At 73.2% G+C, this 20,767-nt stretch carries 21 protein-coding genes; 12 read left to right on the forward strand and 9 right to left on the reverse strand.

Annotated features, from left to right (window positions below; all coding sequences use genetic code 11):
- Nucleotides 1–2 precede the first annotated feature (2 nt).
- From ACIA6C_RS23805 to ACIA6C_RS23815, 3 genes are all read right to left on the reverse strand, one after another.
- Entirely contained in the window at nt 3–707 is a 705-nt protein-coding gene (locus ACIA6C_RS23805) for a DNA polymerase beta superfamily protein (protein ID WP_399278763.1), read from the reverse strand.
- 28 nt (nt 708–735) lie between these two features.
- A complete protein-coding gene (locus ACIA6C_RS23810; RefSeq protein WP_361133071.1) occupies nt 736–1,194 on the reverse strand; it encodes a Rieske (2Fe-2S) protein in 459 nt (152 codons plus the stop codon).
- A gap of 98 nt (nt 1,195–1,292) precedes the next feature.
- A complete protein-coding gene (locus ACIA6C_RS23815) occupies nt 1,293–1,634 on the reverse strand; it encodes a DUF952 domain-containing protein (protein WP_361133074.1) in 342 nt (113 codons plus the stop codon).
- A 96-nt stretch (nt 1,635–1,730) separates the two neighbouring features.
- Between ACIA6C_RS23815 and ACIA6C_RS23820 the strand changes: the two genes are divergently transcribed.
- From ACIA6C_RS23820 to der, 4 genes are all read left to right on the forward strand, one after another.
- Nucleotides 1,731–2,819, forward strand: coding sequence for a prephenate dehydrogenase (locus ACIA6C_RS23820; RefSeq protein ID WP_366079940.1), 1,089 nt, complete (start codon nt 1,731–1,733; stop codon nt 2,817–2,819).
- A 150-nt stretch (nt 2,820–2,969) separates the two neighbouring features.
- Nucleotides 2,970–3,677, forward strand: coding sequence for a (d)CMP kinase (gene cmk / locus ACIA6C_RS23825; RefSeq protein WP_361133079.1), 708 nt, complete (start codon nt 2,970–2,972; stop codon nt 3,675–3,677).
- Between the two features lie 56 nt (nt 3,678–3,733).
- Nucleotides 3,734–4,321: a lysophospholipid acyltransferase family protein gene (locus ACIA6C_RS23830; RefSeq protein ID WP_399279099.1), complete on the forward strand. Its 588-nt coding sequence runs from the start codon at nt 3,734–3,736 to the stop codon at nt 4,319–4,321.
- A gap of 75 nt (nt 4,322–4,396) precedes the next feature.
- Nucleotides 4,397–5,860 (forward strand): ribosome biogenesis GTPase Der, encoded by a 1,464-nt coding sequence (gene der / locus ACIA6C_RS23835; protein ID WP_399278766.1) that lies wholly within the window; start codon nt 4,397–4,399, stop codon nt 5,858–5,860.
- A gap of 26 nt (nt 5,861–5,886) precedes the next feature.
- Here the strand turns inward: der and ACIA6C_RS23840 are convergent, their stop codons facing one another.
- Nucleotides 5,887–6,330, reverse strand: coding sequence for a hypothetical protein (locus ACIA6C_RS23840; protein WP_399278768.1), 444 nt, complete (start codon nt 6,328–6,330; stop codon nt 5,887–5,889).
- Between the two features lie 202 nt (nt 6,331–6,532).
- Complete coding sequence (locus ACIA6C_RS23845; RefSeq protein WP_361133089.1) at nt 6,533–7,351, reverse strand: hypothetical protein; 819 nt, start codon at nt 7,349–7,351, stop codon at nt 6,533–6,535.
- Between the two features lie 298 nt (nt 7,352–7,649).
- Between ACIA6C_RS23845 and ACIA6C_RS23850 the strand changes: the two genes are divergently transcribed.
- Together ACIA6C_RS23850 and ACIA6C_RS23855 are read left to right on the forward strand one after the other, a co-directional pair.
- Nucleotides 7,650–8,339 (forward strand): transglycosylase family protein, encoded by a 690-nt coding sequence (locus ACIA6C_RS23850; protein ID WP_399278770.1) that lies wholly within the window; start codon nt 7,650–7,652, stop codon nt 8,337–8,339.
- Between the two features lie 171 nt (nt 8,340–8,510).
- Entirely contained in the window at nt 8,511–9,476 is a 966-nt protein-coding gene (locus ACIA6C_RS23855; RefSeq protein ID WP_399278772.1) for a helix-turn-helix transcriptional regulator, read from the forward strand.
- A gap of 304 nt (nt 9,477–9,780) precedes the next feature.
- Here ACIA6C_RS23855 and ACIA6C_RS23860 read toward each other — a convergent pair whose 3' ends face one another.
- Together ACIA6C_RS23860 and ACIA6C_RS23865 are read right to left on the reverse strand one after the other, a co-directional pair.
- On the reverse strand, nt 9,781–10,818 hold the full coding sequence (locus ACIA6C_RS23860; RefSeq protein ID WP_361133097.1) for a phosphatase PAP2 family protein: 1,038 nt from the start codon (nt 10,816–10,818) through the stop codon (nt 9,781–9,783).
- Between the two features lie 237 nt (nt 10,819–11,055).
- Nucleotides 11,056–12,165 (reverse strand): mannosyltransferase family protein, encoded by a 1,110-nt coding sequence (locus ACIA6C_RS23865; protein WP_399278775.1) that lies wholly within the window; start codon nt 12,163–12,165, stop codon nt 11,056–11,058.
- Between the two features lie 281 nt (nt 12,166–12,446).
- Here ACIA6C_RS23865 and ACIA6C_RS23870 point away from each other — a divergent pair, with 281 nt between their 5' ends.
- The gene (locus ACIA6C_RS23870; RefSeq protein ID WP_399278777.1) at nt 12,447–14,111 is read left to right on the forward strand and encodes an MFS transporter; all 1,665 of its coding nucleotides are present in this window, start codon (nt 12,447–12,449) and stop codon (nt 14,109–14,111) included.
- Between the two features lie 104 nt (nt 14,112–14,215).
- A complete protein-coding gene (locus tag ACIA6C_RS23875) occupies nt 14,216–15,385 on the forward strand; it encodes an acyl-CoA dehydrogenase family protein (protein WP_399278779.1) in 1,170 nt (389 codons plus the stop codon).
- A 9-nt stretch (nt 15,386–15,394) separates the two neighbouring features.
- Here ACIA6C_RS23875 and ACIA6C_RS23880 read toward each other — a convergent pair whose 3' ends face one another.
- Nucleotides 15,395–15,856 (reverse strand): cell division protein SepF, encoded by a 462-nt coding sequence (locus ACIA6C_RS23880; protein ID WP_136214944.1) that lies wholly within the window; start codon nt 15,854–15,856, stop codon nt 15,395–15,397.
- A gap of 285 nt (nt 15,857–16,141) precedes the next feature.
- Here ACIA6C_RS23880 and ACIA6C_RS23885 point away from each other — a divergent pair, with 285 nt between their 5' ends.
- The 4 genes from ACIA6C_RS23885 to ACIA6C_RS23900 all read left to right on the forward strand — a co-directional run bounded on the left by ACIA6C_RS23885 (nt 16,142) and on the right by ACIA6C_RS23900 (nt 19,802).
- A complete protein-coding gene (locus tag ACIA6C_RS23885; protein WP_399278781.1) occupies nt 16,142–17,290 on the forward strand; it encodes a DUF5685 family protein in 1,149 nt (382 codons plus the stop codon).
- 81 nt (nt 17,291–17,371) lie between these two features.
- A complete protein-coding gene (locus tag ACIA6C_RS23890; protein WP_366081827.1) occupies nt 17,372–18,205 on the forward strand; it encodes a DUF1684 domain-containing protein in 834 nt (277 codons plus the stop codon).
- Between the two features lie 146 nt (nt 18,206–18,351).
- On the forward strand, nt 18,352–19,233 hold the full coding sequence (locus tag ACIA6C_RS23895; protein ID WP_399278784.1) for a S1 family peptidase: 882 nt from the start codon (nt 18,352–18,354) through the stop codon (nt 19,231–19,233).
- Nucleotides 19,234–19,322: 89 nt separating this feature from the next.
- Nucleotides 19,323–19,802 carry a hypothetical protein gene (locus tag ACIA6C_RS23900; protein ID WP_399278786.1) on the forward strand — a complete coding sequence of 160 codons (480 nt, stop codon included), beginning with the start codon at nt 19,323–19,325 and terminating at the stop codon, nt 19,800–19,802.
- 24 nt (nt 19,803–19,826) lie between these two features.
- Here ACIA6C_RS23900 and ACIA6C_RS23905 read toward each other — a convergent pair whose 3' ends face one another.
- Nucleotides 19,827–20,723, reverse strand: coding sequence for a DUF4231 domain-containing protein (locus ACIA6C_RS23905; RefSeq protein ID WP_399278788.1), 897 nt, complete (start codon nt 20,721–20,723; stop codon nt 19,827–19,829).
- Nucleotides 20,724–20,767: the final 44 nt, after the last annotated feature.

Raw genomic sequence — 20,767 nt, forward strand, 5'->3', positions numbered from 1 at the left:
GGCTACGCCGCCGACGCGCGGCGGGCGCGGTGGAGGAAGTCCGCCACGCGGGCGGTGTCCGGCTCCGCCGGAAGCGGGCCGGTGGTGAGGGCGAGGTCGCAGTCCTCGGTGAGGCGGGACATCCAGGTGTCCGTCTGCGCCCAGGTCAGTTCACCGCGCCTGACCGCGAGGAGGCGCTCGCGGTGCCGCGTCATGTCGATCGTCAGGCGGCCCGTGCGCAGCAGGTCGCGGCAGGACAGGAGCAGGCGCAGCAGGTGCATGGCGTGCTTCCAGCGCGGGGCGCCGTGGACGCGGACGTCCGCGAGGAGTTTGCGGTGCTGGCTCGCGGCGTAGCGGGTGAAGCTGGCGTGGGCCCGGCGGGAGAGGAAGGCCGGGCGCAGGGACAGGAGTTCCTCGCCCGTCGGGGTGAGTTGTTCCACCAGCGGGGAGTGCAGGCACTCCAGGATGTTCGGATTGGCGCGCAGCGCGAGTTCGCAGAAACGTTCCAGCTCCCAGGAGAACTCCTCCTCCCGGGGCCCTTCCACATGCGTCGGCGGGTTCTCGAAACGCCAGAACAGCGGCGTCGGGGCGAGGTAGACACCGCGCCGGTCGGTGTCGCTCGCCTCCGTCGCCAGGCCGAACGCCCGGGAGCCCGTCACGCACGCGTAGACGGTGTGGTCGCGTACGAGGGCGAGACGGGTCTCCTCGGGCGTGGTCGGCTCGTTCATCCCCGGAGCGTAGGCGGGGGCGCGCCGCTCACGCGAGCGAGATATTGCCGTCCGGGGCGACGGTGATCTGCTGCTCCGGCAGCGGGCGGGTCGCCGGGCCGTGGGCCACCGCACCGTCGGCGACCTTGAACTTGCTGCCGTGGCAGGGGCAGTCGATGGTGCCGTTCGCCACGGTGCCCACGAGGCAGCCCTGGTGCGTGCACACCGCGGAGAAGCAGCGGAAGGAGCCCGCCGTGGGCTGGGTGACCACCAGCTTCTCGGCCTTGAGGATCGTCCCGCCGCCGACGGGGACGTCCGAGGACTTCAGCAGCGGCTTGGCGCCGCCTCCGGCGGAGGGCGTGGCGGCGGCGCCGTCCGTGGCCGGGGCGCTGGCGGTCCCCTTCGCGGGCTTGTCCTCGCTGCCGCAGGCGGCCAGTGCGCCGCCGGCCAGGGCCACTGCCCCGGCCGCCAGTACGGTGCGCCGGGCGGTGGGGTTGGGGTCGCTCATGAACGTTCTCCTCGCTTCGTGGCCGCTGGGCGAGCAGCATCCTGGCGCGCAACGGGCCCCCGGGGAAAGCCCGCCGCGCCATGCTGTCCGACCTCGTCTCAGGTTCCCGGCCGCCATGGGGCCAGGGAGACGGGACGGCCTGGTGTGCGTACGACCTCCCACACGTGACTGACCGCGTCCCGGTTCAGCGGACCGTGGACGTGCGGGTAACGGCCGCCGGATTCACCCGCACGGCGGACCTCCGGGAGCAGCGCGCCCTCGTCGAGTTCCACGGCCAGCAGGGTGCCGGGCGCCTCGCGGTAGTGGGACTCGACGATCGCGAGCGCGGTCGCACGGTCCGCCGAACAGTGCACGAACCCCTCCGACGCGAGCGAGGCCGGGGCGTACGGGAGGTCGGGCTCGGCGGTCCAGTCGGCGAGCGGGACGATGTGGAAGATCATGCGCCTGTTCTACCGCAGCGGGCGACGGGGCCCCGCCCGCCGGGGCTGGCTACCCTGAGTCAGGCCCGCAGTCACGCGATCACCCTGGAGCGCCCCGTGAGAACCGCCGTCGTCATCGGAACCGGACTGATCGGCACCTCCGCGGCGCTCGCCCTGACCGCCCGGGGCATCACCGTCCACCTGGTCGACCACGACCCCGCGCAGGCGCGTACGGCCGCCGCCCTCGGCGCGGGCACCGACGAGCCCCTCGAAGGCACGGTCGACCTCGCCGTCGTGGCCGTACCCCCCGCCCACGTGGCGGCGGCGCTGGCCGACGCGATCGGGCGCGGCCTCGCCCGGGCCTACGTGGACGTCGCGAGCGTCAAGGGCGGACCCCGGCGGGAGCTGGCCGCGCTCGGCGCGGACGTGTCGGCGTACATCGGCACGCACCCGATGGCCGGCAAGGAGCGGTCGGGTCCCCTCGCGGCGACGGCGGACCTGTTCGAGGGCCGGCCGTGGGTGCTCACGCCCACCCGCGACACCGACCACGAGGTGCTGAACCTGGCCCTGGAACTGGTGGCCCTGTGCCGGGCCGTCCCGGTGGTGATGGACGCGGACGCGCACGACCGGGCGGTGGCCCTGGTCTCGCACACCCCGCAGTTGGTGTCGAGCATGGTGGCGGCCCGGCTGGAGGAGGCGGACGAGACGGCGGTCCGGCTGTGCGGGCAGGGCATCCGGGACGTGACGCGCATCGCGGCCTCCGACCCGCGGATGTGGGTGGAGATCCTGTCCGCCAACCCCGGGCCGGTGGCCGACGTACTGGCCGGGATCGCCGCCGATCTGGAGGAGACGGTGGAGGCGCTGCGCGGACTCCAGTCCGGCGACGAGGCCAAGCGGCGCGGCGGGGCCGCCGGCATCGAGGACGTACTGAGGCGGGGCAACGCCGGCCGGGTCCGGGTCCCGGGCAAGCACGGCGCGGCGCCCATGGCGTACGAGACGGTCGGGGTGTTCATCAGCGACCGCCCCGGCGAGCTGGCACGGATCTTCGCGGACGCCGGCCGGGCCGGGGTCAACATCGAGGACGTACGGATCGAGCACGCGACCGGCCAGCAGGCGGGCCTCGTACAGCTGATGGTGGAGCCGCGGGCCGTGGCCGTTTTGGAGGCAGAGCTGCGCGAGCGCGGCTGGGCGCTGCGCCAGCAGTAGCGCACGGGCCGCCCGGGGCCCGTGGGGCGCCGCCCGGGAGGCCGGGCTCCGGCCGGGGCGGTGGGGGCGCTGGAAATGCCCGGTAACCTGGGGGAGGGGCGCTCTTGGCGCGCCCGGACACGCACGCGCAACCAGGAAGGTGCCCGCACCGTGGAAACCGCAGCTCCGGCCGCTGTGATCGTCGCCATCGACGGTCCCTCCGGCACGGGCAAGTCCAGCACGTCCAAGGCCGTGGCCGCCAAGCTCGGGCTGCGCTACCTGGACACCGGTGCCCAGTACCGGGCCATCACCTGGTGGATGATCACCAACGGCGTCGACACCGACGACCCGCAGGCGATCGCGCTCGCCGCCGGCAAGCCCGCGATAGTCTCCGGCACCGACCCGGGCGCGCCCACCATCACCGTCGACGGCCTCGACGCCTCCGGCCCGATCCGCAGCCAGGAGGTCACCTCCAAGGTCAGCGCGGTCAGTGCCGTACCCGAGGTGCGCGCCCTGATCACCGACCTCCAGCGCTCCATCGCGGCCGAGGCCGCCCAGGAGGCCGACGGCATCGTCGTCGAGGGCCGGGACATCGGCACCACCGTCCTGCCCGACGCCGACCTCAAGGTGTTCCTCACCGCCTCCGCCGAGGCCCGCGCCGCCCGCCGCAACGGCGAGCTGCGCGGCAAGGAGGCCACCGACCTCGCGGCGACCAGGGAAGCCCTGATCAAGCGGGACGCGGCCGACTCCGGGCGCAAGACCTCCCCGCTGGCCAAGGCCGCCGACGCCGTCGAGGTGGACACCACCGAGCTGACGCTGGAGCAGGTCATCGAGTGCGTGGTCACCCTGGTGGAAGAGAAGCGGACGGTACGCAGGTGAGCGATACGCCCTCCCTCAAGGGTGCGGCGATCGGGCGGCGGATCGGCATCGGCCTGATGTACGGGCTGTGGAAGCCGCGCGTACTGGGCGCCTGGCGGGTCCCCGCCACGGGTCCCGTGATCCTCGCCGTGAATCACTCCCACAACATAGACGGGCCCATGGTCATGGGCACCGCGCCGCGGCCGCTGCACTTCCTGATCAAGAAGGAAGCGTACGTGGGCCCCCTCGGCCCCTTCCTGGAAGGGATCGGGCAGGTGAAGGTGGACCGCAGCGGAACCGACCGGACCGCCGTCGGCCGCGCGCTCGGGGTCCTGGAGAACGGCGGCGCCCTCGGGATCTTCCCCGAGGGCACCCGCGGAGACGGCGACTTCGCCTCGCTGCGCGCCGGCCTCGCGTACTTCGCCGTGCGCAGCGGCGCGCCCATCGTGCCCGTCGCCGTGCTCGGCAGCACCGAGAGCCGCGGCAGGCTGGTGAAGGGGCTGCCGGCGTTCAAGAGCCGGGTGGACGTCGTCTTCGGCTCCCCCTTCGACGCCGGGGACGGCACCGGCCGCCGCACGCGCACCGCGCTGGACGGGGCCACCGTACGCATCCAGGACCGGCTGACCGCCCACCTGGCCGACGCCAAGCGCCTGACCGGGCGCTGAGCGAGACTTGACCTAGTAGTGGAACCGCGCTGCGCGGTTGCCACCGATCACCACGGACGACGAGGAACGGACTTCATGAACGACCAGCACGACCACGGAGCACTTGGCGACGCCGAGTACGCGGAGTTCATGGAGCTCGCCGCGGAGGAAGGCTTCGACCTCGAAGACGTCGAAGGCGCGATCGAGGAGGCGGGCCACGGCCCGCTTCCCGTCCTCGCCGTCGTCGGCCGTCCCAACGTCGGCAAGTCGACCCTGGTGAACCGCATCATCGGCCGCCGCGAGGCGGTCGTCGAGGACAAGCCCGGCGTGACCCGCGACCGCGTCACCTACGAGGCCGAATGGGCCGGCCGCCGGTTCAAGGTCGTCGACACCGGCGGCTGGGAGCAGGACGTCCTCGGCATCGACGCGGCCGTCGCCGCCCAGGCCGAGTACGCCATCGAGGCCGCCGACGCGGTCGTGTTCGTCGTGGACGCCAAGGTCGGCGCCACCGACAGCGACGAGGCCGTCGTCAAGCTGCTGCGCCGGGCCGGCAAGCCCGTCGTGCTGTGCGCCAACAAGGTCGACGGCCTCAGCGGCGAATCCGACGCCGCGTCCCTGTGGTCCCTCGGCCTCGGCCTGCCGCACCCGGTGTCCTCGCTCCACGGCCGCGGCACCGGCGACATGCTCGACGCCGTGCTTGACGCGCTGCCCGAGGCGCCGGCCCAGACCTTCGGCAACGCGCCCCTCGGCGGGCCGCGCCGCATCGCGCTGATCGGCCGCCCCAACGTCGGCAAGTCCTCGCTCCTGAACAAGGTCGCGAAGGAGGACCGCGTCGTCGTCAACGAGCTGGCCGGCACCACCCGCGACCCGGTCGACGAGCTGATCCAGCTCGGCGGAGTCACCTGGAAGTTCGTCGACACCGCCGGCATCCGCAAGAAGGTCCACCTCCAGCAGGGCGCCGACTACTACGCCTCCCTGCGCACGGCCGCCGCCGTCGAGAAGGCGGAGGTCGCGGTCATCCTCATCGACTCGACCGAGACCATCAGCGTCCAGGACCAGCGCATCATCACCATGGCCGTCGAGGCGGGCCGTGCCATCGTGATCGCGTACAACAAGTGGGACGAGCTCGACGAGGAGCGTCGCTACTACCTCGAACGCGAGATCGAGACCGAGATGCAGCAGGTCTCCTGGGCGCCCCGGGTGAACGTCTCCGCGCTCACCGGCCGCCACATGGAGAAGCTCGTCCCGGCGATCGAGACCGCCCTCGCGGGCTGGGAGACGCGCGTCCCCACCGGGCGGCTGAACGCCTTCCTCGGCGAGGTCGTCGCCGCGCACCCGCACCCGATCCGGGGCGGAAAGCAGCCCCGCATCCTGTTCGGCACCCAGGCGGGCAGCAAGCCGCCGCGGTTCGTCCTCTTCGCCTCCGGCTTCCTGGAGCACGGCTACCGGCGCTTCATCGAGCGCCGCCTGCGCGAGGAGTTCGGCTTCGAGGGCACCCCGATCCACATCTCGGTCCGGGTCCGCGAGAAGCGCGGCGCGCAGTACAAGAAGAAGAAGTAGGCGTACGCGGTGACGTGCCGCCGGGGTCAGTAGCCCCGGCGCGGAGCGGGCGGCAGGGCCGCCGGGATGTGCTGCATCCCGGTCTGGTGCTGCCGCCCGCTGCCGTTGGCCTCGTAGCCCCCACCGCCCGTGCTCCCCGCGTACGCGAACGCGTGCTGGGGCTGCTGCTGGGGGGCCGGGACGTACGCGGGCTGCCAGGTGTCCGCCGGCTGCCAGGAGGAACGGGCCCAGCCGCTGCCGTACGAGCCGCTGCTGCCGCCGGGGTTGGGGACGCCGGTGTACGAGGGGCCGGGGGCGGCGACGCCGGTGGAGGTGGCGCCGTAGGAGAACGAGGTGAAGCCCAGGTGCTCCTCGCCCGTACGGTCGCCGGGGAGGGCGCGGAACGCGCGCAGGTACTCGGTGTACAGCAGGTCGTAGATCGGGGTGTGCGAGGCGGCCGGAGCGGTGTCCCGGTCCCGGGAGGTGCGCATCGGGGGGACGCTGCTCGGGTAGGACGGGGCGCGGGAGGGGTCGTATGAATGCACGTATCAGCCAACGAACCCGAAGCCCTGCGGATGCGGCCTGACCGGGGAGAAAACGCAGCTCGCCGGTGGGGTGCCGGTACGGCGCACGGCTGCCCGGCCCCTCCGCCGAGGGGCCGGGCAGCCGTGGCGACCGGGAGGGACGCGGGCGTCAGGCGCCCGGCGTACCCGCCAGCGGCATCGACGCGGCGACCAGCTGGCCGTCGGCCGCGGCTTTGTCCAGGGCGTCGCGGAGCAGGTCCTCGCGGGGCTGCTGACCGATGGAGCCGACCGGGGCGGCGTAGACGAGGACGCGCTGGGTCTTGTTGACGGCGGCCCTCCAGCCGTCGGTGACGGAGAGCGCCTGGTGCGCCTGCCACCAGTGGATGGGGCTGCCGCCCTGGGGGCCCGGCTGGAGCACCGCGTGGAGCTGACCGGCGGCGAGCAGCACCGACCAGCCGTGCAGCGGTGAGGGCAGCTCACTGGTGTCGGTGACGGGGATGAAGCCCTGCTCGATGAGGAGCGGCAGGAAGTCGTCGCCGGGGCCGGTCGAGCCGGGCCGGGCGATCGGCGCGGTCGGCTCGACCACCAGCGCGGGGTGCAGCTCGCCGCCGATCAGGACCAGGCCGCTGGTGATGCCGAGGACGGCCTGGCCGCCGGGCACGGTCTGCGGCGCCCCGCCGGGTGCGGGCACGGAGGGGGAGGGCGCCGGGCTGTCGCCGGTGATCGAGCGGACGGCGCCCTGGAGCTGCTCCTCGGAGACGGAAACCACCTGTGAGGGGATGCAGTTGGCGTGCGCGAAGGCGAGCACGGCGGTCTCCTCGCCGACGAACAGCACCGTGCTGGTGGGTTCGCGCTCGGGGTCCCCGGGGGTGCGGCAGGAGGTGCAGTCGTAACTGCCCGGCGCGTCGTCGCCGACGAGCAGCCTGTCGGCTTCTTCGTCACCGATCTCGGCACGTACCTCATCACTGACGTCGAGCATGCGCGGCACGGGGTGGCTCCTCGGACTAGGCGAGCGGGCGCCGGGTGGTTCCCGGCTCGCCGGGCACAACGCCGGAGCGGTGTGCGGGGTCACGCCGTTTGAGGGAACGGAATCGAACCGGCCACCCGGGAGGGTGAACGTCCTCACGGGTGCTTCTGATGTGTGGCAACTCTGGGCCGGTTGGGTCCAGTTGATGGCCGAAGCTGGCCGTTTGGCGGGGCGGGTGGCGGTCGGCCGTCCGGGTGGGGTGCACAGGTGCGCCGCGCGGCGGGGCGGGGTGGTGCGGGGCCGTGCGTAGCGTGATCCGATGCCCGACCTCCGGAACCGGTGGGCCGCGTCGGCGGCCGTGACCGCCGCAGCGCTGGTGTTCGTACTCCCCTCCGGCGGGGCCGCGGCCCCGCCGCCGGCGCCCGGAGCCGCGGGGGCGGCCGCGCGTCCCGGTGCGCCCGCGGTGACCGGGCGGGGGCCGGGGGACTGCGGGCCGGGCGGGACGTTTCCCTGGGACTGCATGGCCGACTGCGAGAGCAGCGGGCGGTGGTCGGTCAACACGGGCAACGGGTTCTTCGGGGGGCTGCAGTTCCGGCAGTCGACCTGGGAGGCGTACGGGGGGCTCGTCTTCGCGCCGCGGGCCGATCTGGCGCGGCGGGAGCAGCAGATCAGGGTGGCGGAGGAAGTGCTGGGCACGCAGGGGTGGGAGGCGTGGCCGGTGTGCGCGAAGCGGTACGGGCTGGCGGGGCGGATGCACGTGGTGCGGGAGGGGGAGTCGCTGGACTCGATCGCTCGGCGGCGGGGGGTGGCGGGGGGCTGGAGGGCGTTGTACGAGGCGAACCGGGGGGTGATCGGGGAGAGGCCGGAGGTGGTGGGGGTGGGGGTGATGCTGGTGTTGCCGGGTGCTCCGGCGGTGGCTCCGCCGGCGGCTTCGCCGGCGCCGGGGGCTTCGCCGGTGCCGGGGGCTTCGCCGAGCGGGGCGGCTCCGGCGGGACCGGCCCCGCGCTGACGCCCGACCCGGCTCCGCGCTGACGCCCTGCCCGGGCCCGGCCCGGGCTCGGACTCCCCCGGCTACCGGTGGGAGGTGCCCCCCACGGGGCCGGGGCGGGCCGGCGGGGTGGGGGAGGAGCGGGGGGTGGAGGGGTTGGCCGGGGTGGGAGGGGGTCGGGAGAATGCGGGGATGTTGGATACCTCCGCGCGGTTGTTGCGCTTGTTGTCGCTGTTGCAGGCCCATCGGGAGTGGACCGGGCCGGCGCTGGCCGAGCGGCTCGGGGTGACGCCGAGGACCGTGCGGCGGGACGTGGAGCGGTTGCGGGAGCTCGGGTACCCCGTCAACGCGAGCCCCGGCACCGGTGGCGGGTACCAGCTCGGGGCCGGGGCGGAGCTGCCGCCGCTGCTGCTCGACGACGAGGAGGCGGTCGCGGTGGCCGTCGGCCTGCGCACGGCCGCCGGGAACGGCGTCGAGGGCATCGGGGAGGCCTCCGTACGGGCCCTGGCCAAGCTGGAGCAGGTGCTGCCGTCCCGGCTGCGCCGAAGGGTCTCCGCGCTCCACGAGTTCACCGTCCCCATGCTGAGGGGGCCCCAGGGCCCCACCATCGATCCGGCCGTGCTCACCGGGCTCGCCGCCGTCTGCCGCGACAGCGAGCGGCTGCGCTTCGGCTACCGCGACCACGACGGCACCGTCACCCGTCGCACCGTGGAACCGCACCGGCTGGTCTGCACCGAGCGGCGCTGGTACCTCGTCGCCTGGGACCTCGACCGGGAGGACTGGCGGACCTTCCGGGCCGACCGGATCGAACCCAGGCCGCCGCACGGCCCCCGCTTCACCCCCCGCCCGCCCCCGGCCGAGGACCTCGCCGCGTACGTCGCCCAGGGCGTGTCCCAGCGCGTGTACGCCGCCCGGGCGCTGGTACGGCTCAAGGTGTCCGCGGAGGAAGCCGCCCTGACCGTCGGGCCGAGCGACGGGACCCTGGAGCCGGTCGACGCGGGGAACTGCCTGCTGCGCACCGGGGCGGTGAACCTGGACGCCGTGGTCGTCCACCTCATGATGCTCGGCTGTGAGTTCGAGGTGGTCGAGCCCGTGGAGCTGACCGAACGCATCCGGGGCCTGCGGGACCTTCTCGACCGGTCGGTGAAGGAGAAGTGATGAGAGGAGAGGAGAAGTGAGGAAACTGAGGGGGGTTCAGTCCGGTGGCCGATCGAGGCGCGCGGTGGAATTGCCGCGGTAATTCGGAAGTCCTCGGCCGGACATGCGGGAATCGCTTTTTCCCCGCGGGAACTGTCGACAATCCGTGACACAAGCGTGACCGCGTACGGAGGAACGTCCTGGCGCCGGGGTGACGGGTTGGGCATATCAACGGCGACGGCGGGCCGGTTCGGTGAACCGGCCCGCCGTCGCGGTGCAGTGGTGCGGGGGTGGTCGTGCGTACCGTCCCGCGGGGTCCGGCGGCTCAGCCGCCCGCGACCGGGCGGGCCGCGGTGCCCCGGGCACCCGCCCGTTCGGTGTGCGCCGGACGGCGGCTGCCGACCGGGGTGACCGGGGTGCGCTCGGAGCGGATGACGTGCGGCCGGGCGGCGCCGTGGGCGACGGCCCGCGGCGCGGGGGCGTGGCCGCCGGACGCACCGGTCGCGGCCGGCGCCTCGGCGGTGCGCCGCAGCTGCCACTTGCCGCCCGCGGAGACCAGAGGGACGAGCGCGGCGGCGACCGGCTCGGAGACCTGCCCCTCCTCCAGGCGGCTGCGCAGCCGCTCCCGCACCTCGAAGACGTAGGCCTCGGACCGGGCGATCAGCGGCTCGAACCACGGGAGGGCGAGCAGCACCAGCAGGCCGGCGGACCAGCCGAGCAGTACGTCGCTGACCCAGTGCGTACCGAGGTAGACGGTGGTGGCGCCGACGCTCAGCGAGACGACGGCCGACACCAGGGACAGCACCCGCCGGGTGACCACGGTGGAGGCCAGGTAGGCCAGGATCCCCCAGGTGACGACGGCGTTGGCGGTGTGGCCCGAAGGAAATATATCGCCGCCCGCGAAGAGCTCGGCGGAGCCGATCTGGGTGGCGTAGTGCGGACCGAGCCGCCCGAGGCCGAGCTTCACGGAGCCCACGGTGATGTTCAGCAGCAGCAGTGCCACGCCCAGCGTGATCAGCGGACGGAGCGTGTGCTGGCGCCAGGAGCGCCAGCCGAGCCAGGCCGCGACCATGACGGCGGTGGGTCCGCGCTGGCCCAGGACCACGAGGTAGTCGAGGAAGGCGTGCAGCTGCGGCCACTGCTCGTAGGGCCGGAAGAACATGATCTGCCAGTCCAGCCGGACCAGCCAGGACGTGGTGAGTACCGCCACCACGATCGCGATGTAGAAGGCGAGGGTCGATGCCAGGAGCACGACGCGGTGCCGGCTCATCCGCGGGGTTTGCAGATGGGCCGGTCGCTCTGGTTCCCGGTCCAGCCGGGCGAAGACCCGCTCCAGACGGGTAAGGATTTGGTCGGTACGCACTCAATCGACGTTACCGCGCGGCGAAGGGCGGCCCGGGCGAATCGCGGGCTTTGTGATGACCATGTGATGTGGAGTTGGTCTCACGCGGGACTTAATTCCCGTTATTCCGACACCGGTTGGAACTCCCGCGCGGCAATTATCCGCACACTTACTCGTCGTTTATCGCCGCCGCTCAATCACTTTGCTCAAACATGGAACGGAATGATCCATTCCGTGATCACCCCCGGTCGGCGGCTCTCACGGGGGTCCCGACCCGTTCAGCCAGAAGGCGCCGTACACCGCCGACCCCATGACCAGCACCCCCAGCGCGGCCGCCGCCCGGCCCGTCCGCCACTTCGCGAGCGCCGCCGCCACCGGAAGCAGCAGGGGGAAGGCGGGCAGCAGCAGCCGCGGCTTGGAGCCGAAGTACCCGGACGCGCACAGCGCCAGCGCCACCACGATCCCGCAGTACACCAGCAGGACCGCGGGCTGGCGCTGCCGCACGCACAGCCGGTACAGCCACAGCACCAGCAGGACCCCGGCGATCAGCCCCACCCCGGCGGGGAACGCCGGCGACGCCAGGCGGGCGCCGATGAACCGGGCGAAGGCCCAGCCGCCGTCGAAGCCGTTGCCCCAGCCGGCCTGCACGTCCAGGTAGCCGAGCAGCCCGGTCCCCGTGCGCGCGCCGACCCACAGGACGTACGCCGCCGCGCCCATCGGGGCCAGCAGCCCCCCGGCCGCCATCCGCCAGGACCACTCGCCGCGCCGCCCGGCCAGTACGGCGCCCACCCACACCGCCGCGACCACCGCGGCTCCGACCGGCCGGGTCAGTCCCGCCCCGGCGGCCAGCAGCCCCGCCGTCAGCCACCGCCCGCGCAGCACTCCGTACAGCGCCCAGGCTGCCAGCGCGGTGAACAGCGACTCGCTGTACGCCATGGACTGCACCACGGCGACGGGCAGGGCCGCCCAGAGCGCCACCGCCGCCACCCCGGCCCGGCGGCCGTAGAGGAGGCAGGCGACGGCGAAGATCCCCCAGGCCGCCGCGAACCCCGCCACCGCCGACACCACGAGGCCCGCGGAGCCGTAGGACAGGCCGGTGGGCGCGGCGACGAGGCGCTCCAGCCAGGGCAGCAGCGGGAAGAACGCCAGGTTGGAATGGACGGCGCCGTTCGGCAGGACCACCTCGTACCCGTAGCCCTCGGCGGCGATGCGCGCGTACCAGAGCGAATCCCAGCGCGCCGAGAGCAAGGTGTGCGGGCTGCTGCCGGCCGCCGCGCACCACACGGCGAGCACGGCCAGCCCGAGCAGCCGTATCGCCGCGAACGCGGTGAGCGCGGGCGCGGCCCGGCGCAATACGAGATCTTCCACGGGGACGATTATCGACGCCGCCGCCCGGTCGTCACCGACCGCGACCACCGGCGGCCGCCGTGCGTACAGGGAAAGAGGGGAAGAGGAGTGGCACACGCCACACGGAGGCCGTCGGGGCGATGAGAGCTTGACCACGTGTCGGACGGACGAACTCGCGTACGCTGACCCTTCACTCGCGCGAGTCGATGCCGGACCCCGCAGGACGCCGCAACCGCACCACCCCCGCGGCTCCACAAGACGCTGGTCCGCCGAGTGCGAGGGATCATCTGGGAGGTACATGCATGTCGGGGACGAACACGACCGGCGACGGTGAGCGCCCTCCGGTTTTCCCCGCGTCTCCCTGGCAGCGGATCAGCGCCGCCTCCGGCGGGACCAACCGCTGGCTGGTGCTGGGCGTGCTGTGCGTGAGCCTCGTGCTGGTCGCCCTCGACGCGACGATCCTGCACGTCGCCGTCCCCTCCGTCACCGAGGACCTGCGCCCCGGTGCCATGGAACTCCTGTGGATCGTCGACGCCTACCCGCTGGTGTGCGCGGCGCTGCTGATCCTCTTCGGCACCCTCGGCGACCGCGTCGGGCGCCGGCGCATACTCCTGTTCGGCTACGGGCTCTTCGGCGTCGCCTCCGCGATCGCCGCCCTCGCCGGCACCGCGCAGGTCCTGATCGCCGCGCGCGCCCTCCTCGGCGTCGGCGGAGCGATGATCATGCCGGCCACCCTGTCGATCCTGCGCCAGGTCTTCCCCGACCGGCGCGAGCGGGCGCTCGCCATCGGGATATGGACCGCCGTCGCCGCGATCGGTGCGGCGAGCGGACCGGTGCTCGGCGGGTTCCTCGTCCAGCACTTCTGGTGGGGTTCGGTCTTCCTGATCAACATCCCGCTGATGGCGCTGATCCTCCCCGTGGGCCGCTGGCTGCTGCCTGAGTCGAAGGGCTCCGCCGACGGGCCGTGGGACGTGCTCGGCGCCCTGATGGCGGCGGCCGGCGTGCTCGGTGCGGTGCTCGGGGTCAAGCGGATCGGCGCGGAGCGGGAGCTCGGCGACCCGCAGGCGCTGCTGCCGCTGGCGCTCGGAGCGGCGCTGCTCGTCCTGTTCGTACGGCGCCAGAGGCGACGGCCCCACCCGCTGATCGACATGCGGATGTTCTCCCGCGCGGCCTTCTCCACCTCCGTCGGCTGCATCGTGCTGGCCATGCTCGCGCTGGTGGGCCTGGAGCTGATCGCCGTCCAGTACCTCCAGCTGGTACTGCACCTGAGCCCGCTCGGGACGGGCCTGCGTCTGCTGCCGCTGACGTTCGCGGCCATGGCCGCGGGCGCGACCGGCTCGTACACCCTCCAGCGGATCGGGCCGCGCACGATGGTCTCGCTGGGCTTCGTGCTGACCGCCTGCGCGGTGCTGCTGCTGACGCTGATGGGGCAGCAGGACCGGCCGGTGCTGCTGACCGTCGGGTTCGTGCTGCTCGGCTTCGGCCTCCAGACGACGCTGTTCGCGGCGTACGAATCCATGCTGAGCGAGGTACCGGCGGCCAAAGCGGGCGGCGCGGCCTCCATAGGGGAGACCTCGTACCAGCTCGGCGCGGGCATGGGCATCGCGCTGCTGGGGAGCGTGATGAACGCGGCGTACGCGCCGGGGCTGGCACACGTACCCGGAGTGCCGGCCGCGGACTCGGGCAACGCCGCACACTCCCTGGGCGAGGCCTACCAGATCGCGGCGCGGCTGGGCGGGGCGGCGGGGGAGTCGCTGTACGAGGCGGCGCGGCACTCGTTCGTGCACGGGCTGCACGTGACGCTGGTAGTGAGCGCGGGCCTGCTGTTCGCGGGGGCGGTGATGGCGTTGAAGCTGCCGAAGGTCATGGAGTGCGGTGAGCCGTCGGACGAGGCGCTGCGGGTTCCGGCGCAGGGCCGGTCGGCCGGAGCGCAGGCCGAGTGCGACGCGGCGGGGCGCCGGGCCTAAGGGCGGCTGGGACGACGCTGCCGGGGGGAGGGGCTGGACCGGCGGGGCGCGCGGGGAGAAACTTGCGGCGCTAGGTTTCCGTTCCACGGCCGCCGGGAGGCCACGTGTCCTTCGTACCCACCGATCCGCTCGGACTCGACGAGTTGCTGAGCCCCGAGGACCTCGCCATCCGCGACACCGTGCGCGGCTGGGCCGCCGACCGGGTGCTGCCGCAGATCGCCGACTGGTACGAGCGCGGGGAGCTGCCCGGGATCCGCGAGCTGGCCCGGGAACTCGGCGGCATCGGGGCGCTCGGGATGTCCCTCCAGGGCTACGGGTGCGCCGGGGCCAGCGCCGTGCAGTACGGGCTGGCCTGTCTGGAGCTGGAGGCCGCCGACTCCGGGATCCGGTCCCTGGTCTCCGTACAGGGCTCGCTCGCGATGTACGCCATCCACCGCTACGGCTCCGAGGAGCAGAAGCAGCGCTGGCTCCCCGGCATGGCGGCCGGCGAGCTGATCGGCTGCTTCGGGCTGACCGAGCCCGACGTCGGCTCCGACCCGGCCGCGATGCGCACCTACGCCAAGCGCGACGGCACCGACTGGGTGCTGAACGGCCGCAAGATGTGGATCACCAACGGCAGCGTCGCGGCCGTCGCCGTGGTGTGGGCGCAGACCGACGAGGGGATCCGCGGCTTCGCCGTCCCCACCGAAAGCGCCGGCTTCTCCGCGCCGGAGATCAAGCACAAGTGGTCGCTGCGCGCCTCGGTGACCAGCGAACTGGTGATGGACGACGTACGGCTGCCCGCGGACGCGGTCCTCCCCGGCGTCACCGGGCTCAAGGGACCGCTGGGCTGCCTCAGCCACGCGCGGTACGGGATCATCTGGGGTTCCATGGGCGCGGCGCGCGCCAGTTTCGAGGCCGCGCTCGACTACGCGAGGACGCGGGAGCAGTTCGGCAAGCCGATCGGGGGCTTCCAGCTCACCCAGGCCAAGCTCGCGGACATGGCACTGGAACTGCACAAGGGCATCCTGCTCGCCCACCACCTGGGCCGCCGCATGGACGCGGGCACCCTGCGCCCGGAGCAGATCAGTTTCGGAAAGCTCAACAACGTCCGCGAGGCCATCGACATCTGCCGCACCGCGCGGACCATCCTGGGTGCCAACGGGATCTCCCTCGAATATCCCGTCATGCGGCACGCCACCAACCTCGAATCGGTCCTCACCTACGAGGGAACCGTCGAAATGCACCAGTTGGTGCTGGGCAAGGCGCTCACCGGGCTCGACGCCTTCCGGTAAGGGCCCTACTCAGCTCTGGTTGAAGAAGTCCCGGGCGCGGCCGCCCGCTTCGCCGCTGACGATCTGGGTGTCGGCCGGGGTCAGCAGGAAGACCCTGGTCGCCACCCGCTCGATGGAGCCGCGGAGCCCGAAGGTCAGGCCGGCGGCGAAGTCGACCACGCGCTTCGCGTCGGCCGGCTCCATCGACGACAGGTTGACGATCACCGGGACGCCCTCGCGGAACAGCTCGCCGATTCCACGCGCGTCACGGAAGCCGTCGGGGGTGACGGTCGCGATCCGCCGGCCCTGCTCGACCGCGGACTCCGACGCCACCTTGACGCGCGGGTCGGTGACCCACTGGTCCCCGGGGCCGGACACCGAACCGCCGTGCTGACGCTCCACGGCCTCCGCGTAGTCGTCGTCGTAGTACCGCTCGTCGTCGTTGTCCTCCACGAGACCCAACCAGGCACTCGCCTTGCGCACCGAACCCATGGACGCCTCCTTTCACCGCGGTCAGTTGTCTTCTCTTCCGCTGCCCCTATGGTCGTCCATGATGCTGACAACGCGCCAAGTGGATAGTCGGCGCGCACGGTTTTCGTGACGGTACTGGTGCAGAACATCCGTTGCACCGTCAAGGCCGCGAGCGCCTGCCGCTGCTGACTGAGTGAAAATACGACTGCGGACGCCGTCCGGGTGAGGCCTGCGGGCGTACGGGTGAACGGCCGGGCCCGATACCATGCCCGCCGGGCACACGTATGACACACGGGGGAAGCGCAATTGTTCGGCATCGTCAGACCTTGCACGCACCGGCTGGGTGAGCGGTTCAAGGCGGATTGGATCGCCCATCTCTGCGGACTGTGCCTGGCACTTCGCGGGGACCACGGCCAGTTCGCGCGCGTCGTCACCAACTACGACGGGCTGCTGGTCTCCGTTCTGACGGAGGCTCAGTCGGCTCCGTCCGCCGGTTCCCGGCGCACCGCCGGGCCGTGTCCGCTGCGCGGGATGCGCAGGGCTCCGGTCGCCGACGGGGAGGGCGCCCGCCTCGCCGCCGCCGTCTCCCTGGTGCTGGCCTCCGCGAAGGTGCGCGACCACGTGGCCGACCGGGACGGGCTGTTGGCGCGGGCCCCGATCGCGGCCGCCGCGCGCCAGGTCGCCCGGGGCTGGGACCGGGCCGGCGCCCGTACGGGGGCCTCCCTCGGCTTCGACACGGCGCTGCTCGTCGACGCCGTCGACCGGCAGGGCGGCATCGAGACCCTGGCCGGGCCCGGTACGCAGGTGCTGGTGGTCACCGAGCCGACGGAGACCGCGACCGCGGCCGCCTTCGCGCATACCGCGGTCCTCGCCGGACGGCCAGGCAACGCGGCCGCGCTCGCCGAGGCGGGCCGCTACTTCGGGCGGCTCGCGCACCTGCTGGACGCCGTGGAGGACCAGGCCGCCGACGCCGCGACGGGCGCCTGGAACCCCCTCACGGCCACCGGCACCTCCCGCGTTGAGGCGCGCCGCCTGTGCGACGACGCCCTGCACGGCATCCGGCTCGCCCTGCGCGAGGCGGAGTTCACCGACGCGGGCCTCGCCCACCGGCTGCTGGTGCACGAACTGCGCACCTCCGTGGACCGCGCCTTCGGGGCCGGCTGCGGGCACACCGGCGCGCACCCCGGGGCCCCCGCGGGCCCCGGCTGGGGCGGTGGCGCCGGGCTGCCGCCGCAGAAGCCGCGCCGCGGGCTGCTGGCGGGCTGCGCGGTCGCCGTGGGGCTGTTCTGCACGTGCCAACTGTGCTGCACCGAACACGAGGGCCCCTGGTCGCGCCGCAAGCGGGACGCGTGGTGCGACGACTGCGACTGCGGAAACTGCGACTGCGGCGGCTGCGACGGCTGTGACGGCTGTGACGGATGCGAGTGCTGCTGCTGTCCCTGCGACGGCTGCTGACCACCTGTCAGGTGACCCGGACAGGCCCGGACGGAGTACCCGGCGGTTCCCCTCCCGTCCCGTGTGGAAGGGCTGAGGGCCATGAGCGATCACGAAGCGGGCGGTCCCGCGGAGGGCGACCCGGACACCGCCTGGAAGCAATGGCACGAACGCCGCCTGGCCGCCGTCTCCGCCCCCTACGGACCACTCGCCCTGACCGGTACGCACTGGCTGGCCGACTACCCGGAGGGTCGAATTCCGGCCGTTCCGGGCCGCTGGCGCGCCACCGCGGGCGCAGTGGCCCTCAGCGCCGGACCCGGGGACGGCCTCCGTCTCGACGGTGAGCCCTTCACCGGGGACGCCGTACTCGCCGCCGACGAGGGCCCGGCGTCCGAGGCGCGGGTCTCGGCCGGGGACGTACGGCTCGTCGTGATCCTGCGGGAGGGGGAGTGGGCGGTCCGCGTCTACGACCCGGCCGCCGGGGCCCGGCGCACCTTCGGCGGCATCGAGGCGAGCCCCTACGATCCCGCCTTCGTGCTCGCGGGCCACTTCCGGCCCTACGGCGAGGACCAGACCGTCCAGGTCGAGAACGTCGACGGACGGACCCGGGGGCTCGGCCTCGGCGGTGAGCTGAGCTTCGTGCACGGGGGCGTGGAGCACACCCTCCAGGTCGCGGTGGGCCACGAGGACGGCAGTCTCTGGGCGGTCTTCGCCGACGCCACCAGCGGCACGTCCAGTTACCGCTTCCGTTTCCTGAGGCCCGGCATCCCCGCGGCGGACCGCTCGGTGACCGTCGACTTCAACCGGGCGCTGCTGCCGCCCTGCGCCTTCGCCGACCACTTCATCTGCCCCTTCCCGCCGCCGGGCAACACCTTGCCGTTCGCGGTCGAGGCGGGTGAGCGGAGGCCGAAACGCGCCCTTGCCGCAGCAATCTGACGCCAGGACACTCCCGTCAGCGTCTCTCTAGGGACTTGTCAGGGGCACGGCGAACGCGGAGGCGTTCCCTGTGCCCCCGGCCGCTCCCTCACAGGCACCGGCACCCCCACAGCCGCCGGGCCCCGATCCCTTACCGGGAGGACGAAGTGAGGACCAAGATCACCCGTACCAGGCTGCTCGCGGCCGCCGTCGGCGCGGCTGCCGTCGCCGCGCTCGCGCTGCCCACCGCCGCCAGCGCGGACACCAAGGACAGCGGCTTCAGTGCCGCCCGGCTGGCCTCGGCCGAAGCCTCGGTCCTGCGTGCCGACGTCGCCGGCACCGCCTGGAACACCGACCCCGCCACCGGCACCCTGGTGGTCACCGCCGACTCCACCGTCACGGCAGCCGACATCGCCAGGATCCGCCGCGAGGCCGGGCCCGACGCCGCGGCCCTGCGGATCGAGCGCACCTCCGGCAAGCTGCGCAAGCTGCTCTCCGGCGGCGACGCCATCTACGCGTCGAGCTGGCGCTGCTCGCTCGGCTTCAACGTCAAGAGCGGAAGCAACTACTACATCCTCACCGCCGGGCACTGCACCGACGGCGCCGGCACCTGGTGGACCAGCACCTCCCACACCACCACCATCGGGACCACCGTCGGTTCCAGTTTCCCCACCAATGACTACGGCCTGATCAAATACGCCAGCAACTCGCCGGTCCCGCCCGGCACGGTCGGCAGCCAGGACATCACCAGCGCCGTCGACGCCACCACCGGCATGTCCGTCACCCGCCGCGGCTCCACCACCGGCGTCCACGGCGGCACGGTGACCGGCCTCAACGCCACCGTGAACTACGGCAACGGCGACATCGTCTACGGCATGATCAAGACCAACGTCTGCGCCGAGCCCGGCGACAGCGGCGGCCCGCTGTACTCCGGAAGCCGTGCGGTCGGCCTCACCTCCGGCGGCAGCGGCAACTGCTCCTCGGGCGGAACCACCTTCTTCCAGCCCGTCGTCGAAGCCCTCAACGCCTACGGCGTCAGCGTGTACTGAGCCACCCGCCCCGGTACCCCTGGACGTCCTCCCGCCTTCTGGGAGGATGTCCAGGGCGTCCGTGTCCCCGGGGGGAGGCAGGTTTCCGTATGAAACGCATCGGGGTGACCGGACACCGGTCGATTCCCGTCGAGGCGCTCGCCCACGTCAGGCAGAGCCTGAGAAGCGTACTGTGCGGCCGGCAGGGGCCGTTGGAGGTGCTCTCCAGCCTCGCGGAGGGCGCGGACCAGCTGTTCGCCGGCATCGCCCTGGAATGCGGCGCCGACCTCACCGTGGTGATCCCCAGCGAGGACTACGAGGGCGACTTCGCGGACGCGGAAGCCCTGGCCCGCTACCGGCAGCTCAGGCACCGGGCCGCCCAGGAAGTACGGATGGGCTTCGCCCGCTCCACCGACGAGGCGTACTACGCCGCCGGGACCTACATCGCCGAGACCTGCGACCGCCTGGTCGCCGTCTGGGACGGCCTGCCGGCCCGCGGGCACGGCGGCACCGCCGAGATCGTCGCCTACGCCCGGACGCTCGGCAAACCCGTTACCGTCATCTGGCGCGAGGGCGTGACCCGGCAGTGAGCCACACCCCCCACCCGTCCGGGCTCAACTGCTGTGCCTGGCCAGCCAGTCCGTGTGCTGGGGAGAGACGTACCGCTCCGTCTCGTACACGGCGGACGGCCACTGCGACTCGGTGATCGTCGTCTGCATCACCACCATCATCGCCGACAGGTCCTGCTCGATCAGCGTGTGCGCCTCGATCAGCGGATGGTGGCGCCGGACCTCGTTCCAGGCGATCGCCGCCGCCGCGGCCGCGCTCAGCAGCGCCGTCAGCGACGGGCCCGGCCCCGAACCGAACGCGCCGAACAGCGCGAACAGCAGGGCCAGGCACGTCAGCAGTACGATCGTCCACGACCACAGCGCCGTCGCCCGCCGGGACACCTCCGTCTTGCGCTGGTACCAGTTGCGCTGCTCGATCAGCCGGTCCCGTACGTACGTCTCCCGGCGCACCTGGTACCCCAGACCGCGCAGCCGCTGCATCGCCCCGGTGATCTCCCCGCCCTCCGGCACCAGGCCCGCGGCCCGGGGATCCTCCCAGCCCATCTTGCGCAGCTCGTCCAGCCCGGCCTCCAGCCGGGTCCGGTACGTCGCCTCCGGGGCGCCGACGTCACTGCCGAACGGCGCCCCGTGCACCGCGTACCGCCAGGCCAGGGACTTGATGAACTCCGCCGCGCTCCGGTTGAGCTGCCACTGCGGACGGGCCCGGCGCCGGGTCGCCCGTATGCCCACCGCCAGCACCCCGGCGTAGGCCAGCGCGCTCAGGGCGCCGAACAGGTGCAGCGGGCCCACGGCGGGCCCGGACGGCAGGGCGGCGGCCGCCGCGGCCGCGACCAGCAGGGCCAGCTGCCTGCGCGTGGCCCGGGTGGACTCCCGCTGCCGGGAGATCGCCGCCTGGTCGGTGTGGTGGAAGAGGGCCGGCAGGTCCTCGTTCCGGAAAGTCATGCTGTCGCTCACAGCGACCCCCCAGGTCTGCTGTAGGGGCGGAG

The sequence above is a fragment of the Streptomyces sp. NPDC051578 genome, from assembly GCF_044454045.1.
In the GTDB taxonomy this organism is placed as follows: domain Bacteria; phylum Actinomycetota; class Actinomycetes; order Streptomycetales; family Streptomycetaceae; genus Streptomyces.

What these genes read in the sequence shown, in the direction of transcription:
- ACIA6C_RS23855 (WP_399278772.1), top strand. Translation starts at nt 8,511, where the DNA reads ATGTTGGATACCTCCGCGCGGTTGTTGCGCTTGTTGTCGCTGTTGCAG.
- ACIA6C_RS23805 (WP_399278763.1), bottom strand. Translation starts at nt 707, where the DNA reads ATGAACGAGCCGACCACGCCCGAGGAGACCCGTCTCGCCCTCGTACGC.
- ACIA6C_RS23900 (WP_399278786.1), top strand. Translation starts at nt 19,323, where the DNA reads ATGAAACGCATCGGGGTGACCGGACACCGGTCGATTCCCGTCGAGGCG.
- ACIA6C_RS23815 (WP_361133074.1), bottom strand. Translation starts at nt 1,634, where the DNA reads ATGATCTTCCACATCGTCCCGCTCGCCGACTGGACCGCCGAGCCCGAC.
- ACIA6C_RS23850 (WP_399278770.1), top strand. Translation starts at nt 7,650, where the DNA reads ATGCCCGACCTCCGGAACCGGTGGGCCGCGTCGGCGGCCGTGACCGCC.
- der (WP_399278766.1), top strand. Translation starts at nt 4,397, where the DNA reads ATGAACGACCAGCACGACCACGGAGCACTTGGCGACGCCGAGTACGCG.
- ACIA6C_RS23890 (WP_366081827.1), top strand. Translation starts at nt 17,372, where the DNA reads ATGAGCGATCACGAAGCGGGCGGTCCCGCGGAGGGCGACCCGGACACC.
- ACIA6C_RS23880 (WP_136214944.1), bottom strand. Translation starts at nt 15,856, where the DNA reads ATGGGTTCGGTGCGCAAGGCGAGTGCCTGGTTGGGTCTCGTGGAGGAC.
- ACIA6C_RS23810 (WP_361133071.1), bottom strand. Translation starts at nt 1,194, where the DNA reads ATGAGCGACCCCAACCCCACCGCCCGGCGCACCGTACTGGCGGCCGGG.
- ACIA6C_RS23870 (WP_399278777.1), top strand. Translation starts at nt 12,447, where the DNA reads ATGTCGGGGACGAACACGACCGGCGACGGTGAGCGCCCTCCGGTTTTC.
- ACIA6C_RS23840 (WP_399278768.1), bottom strand. Translation starts at nt 6,330, where the DNA reads ATGCGCACCTCCCGGGACCGGGACACCGCTCCGGCCGCCTCGCACACC.
- ACIA6C_RS23830 (WP_399279099.1), top strand. Translation starts at nt 3,734, where the DNA reads ATGTACGGGCTGTGGAAGCCGCGCGTACTGGGCGCCTGGCGGGTCCCC.
- ACIA6C_RS23905 (WP_399278788.1), bottom strand. Translation starts at nt 20,723, where the DNA reads ATGACTTTCCGGAACGAGGACCTGCCGGCCCTCTTCCACCACACCGAC.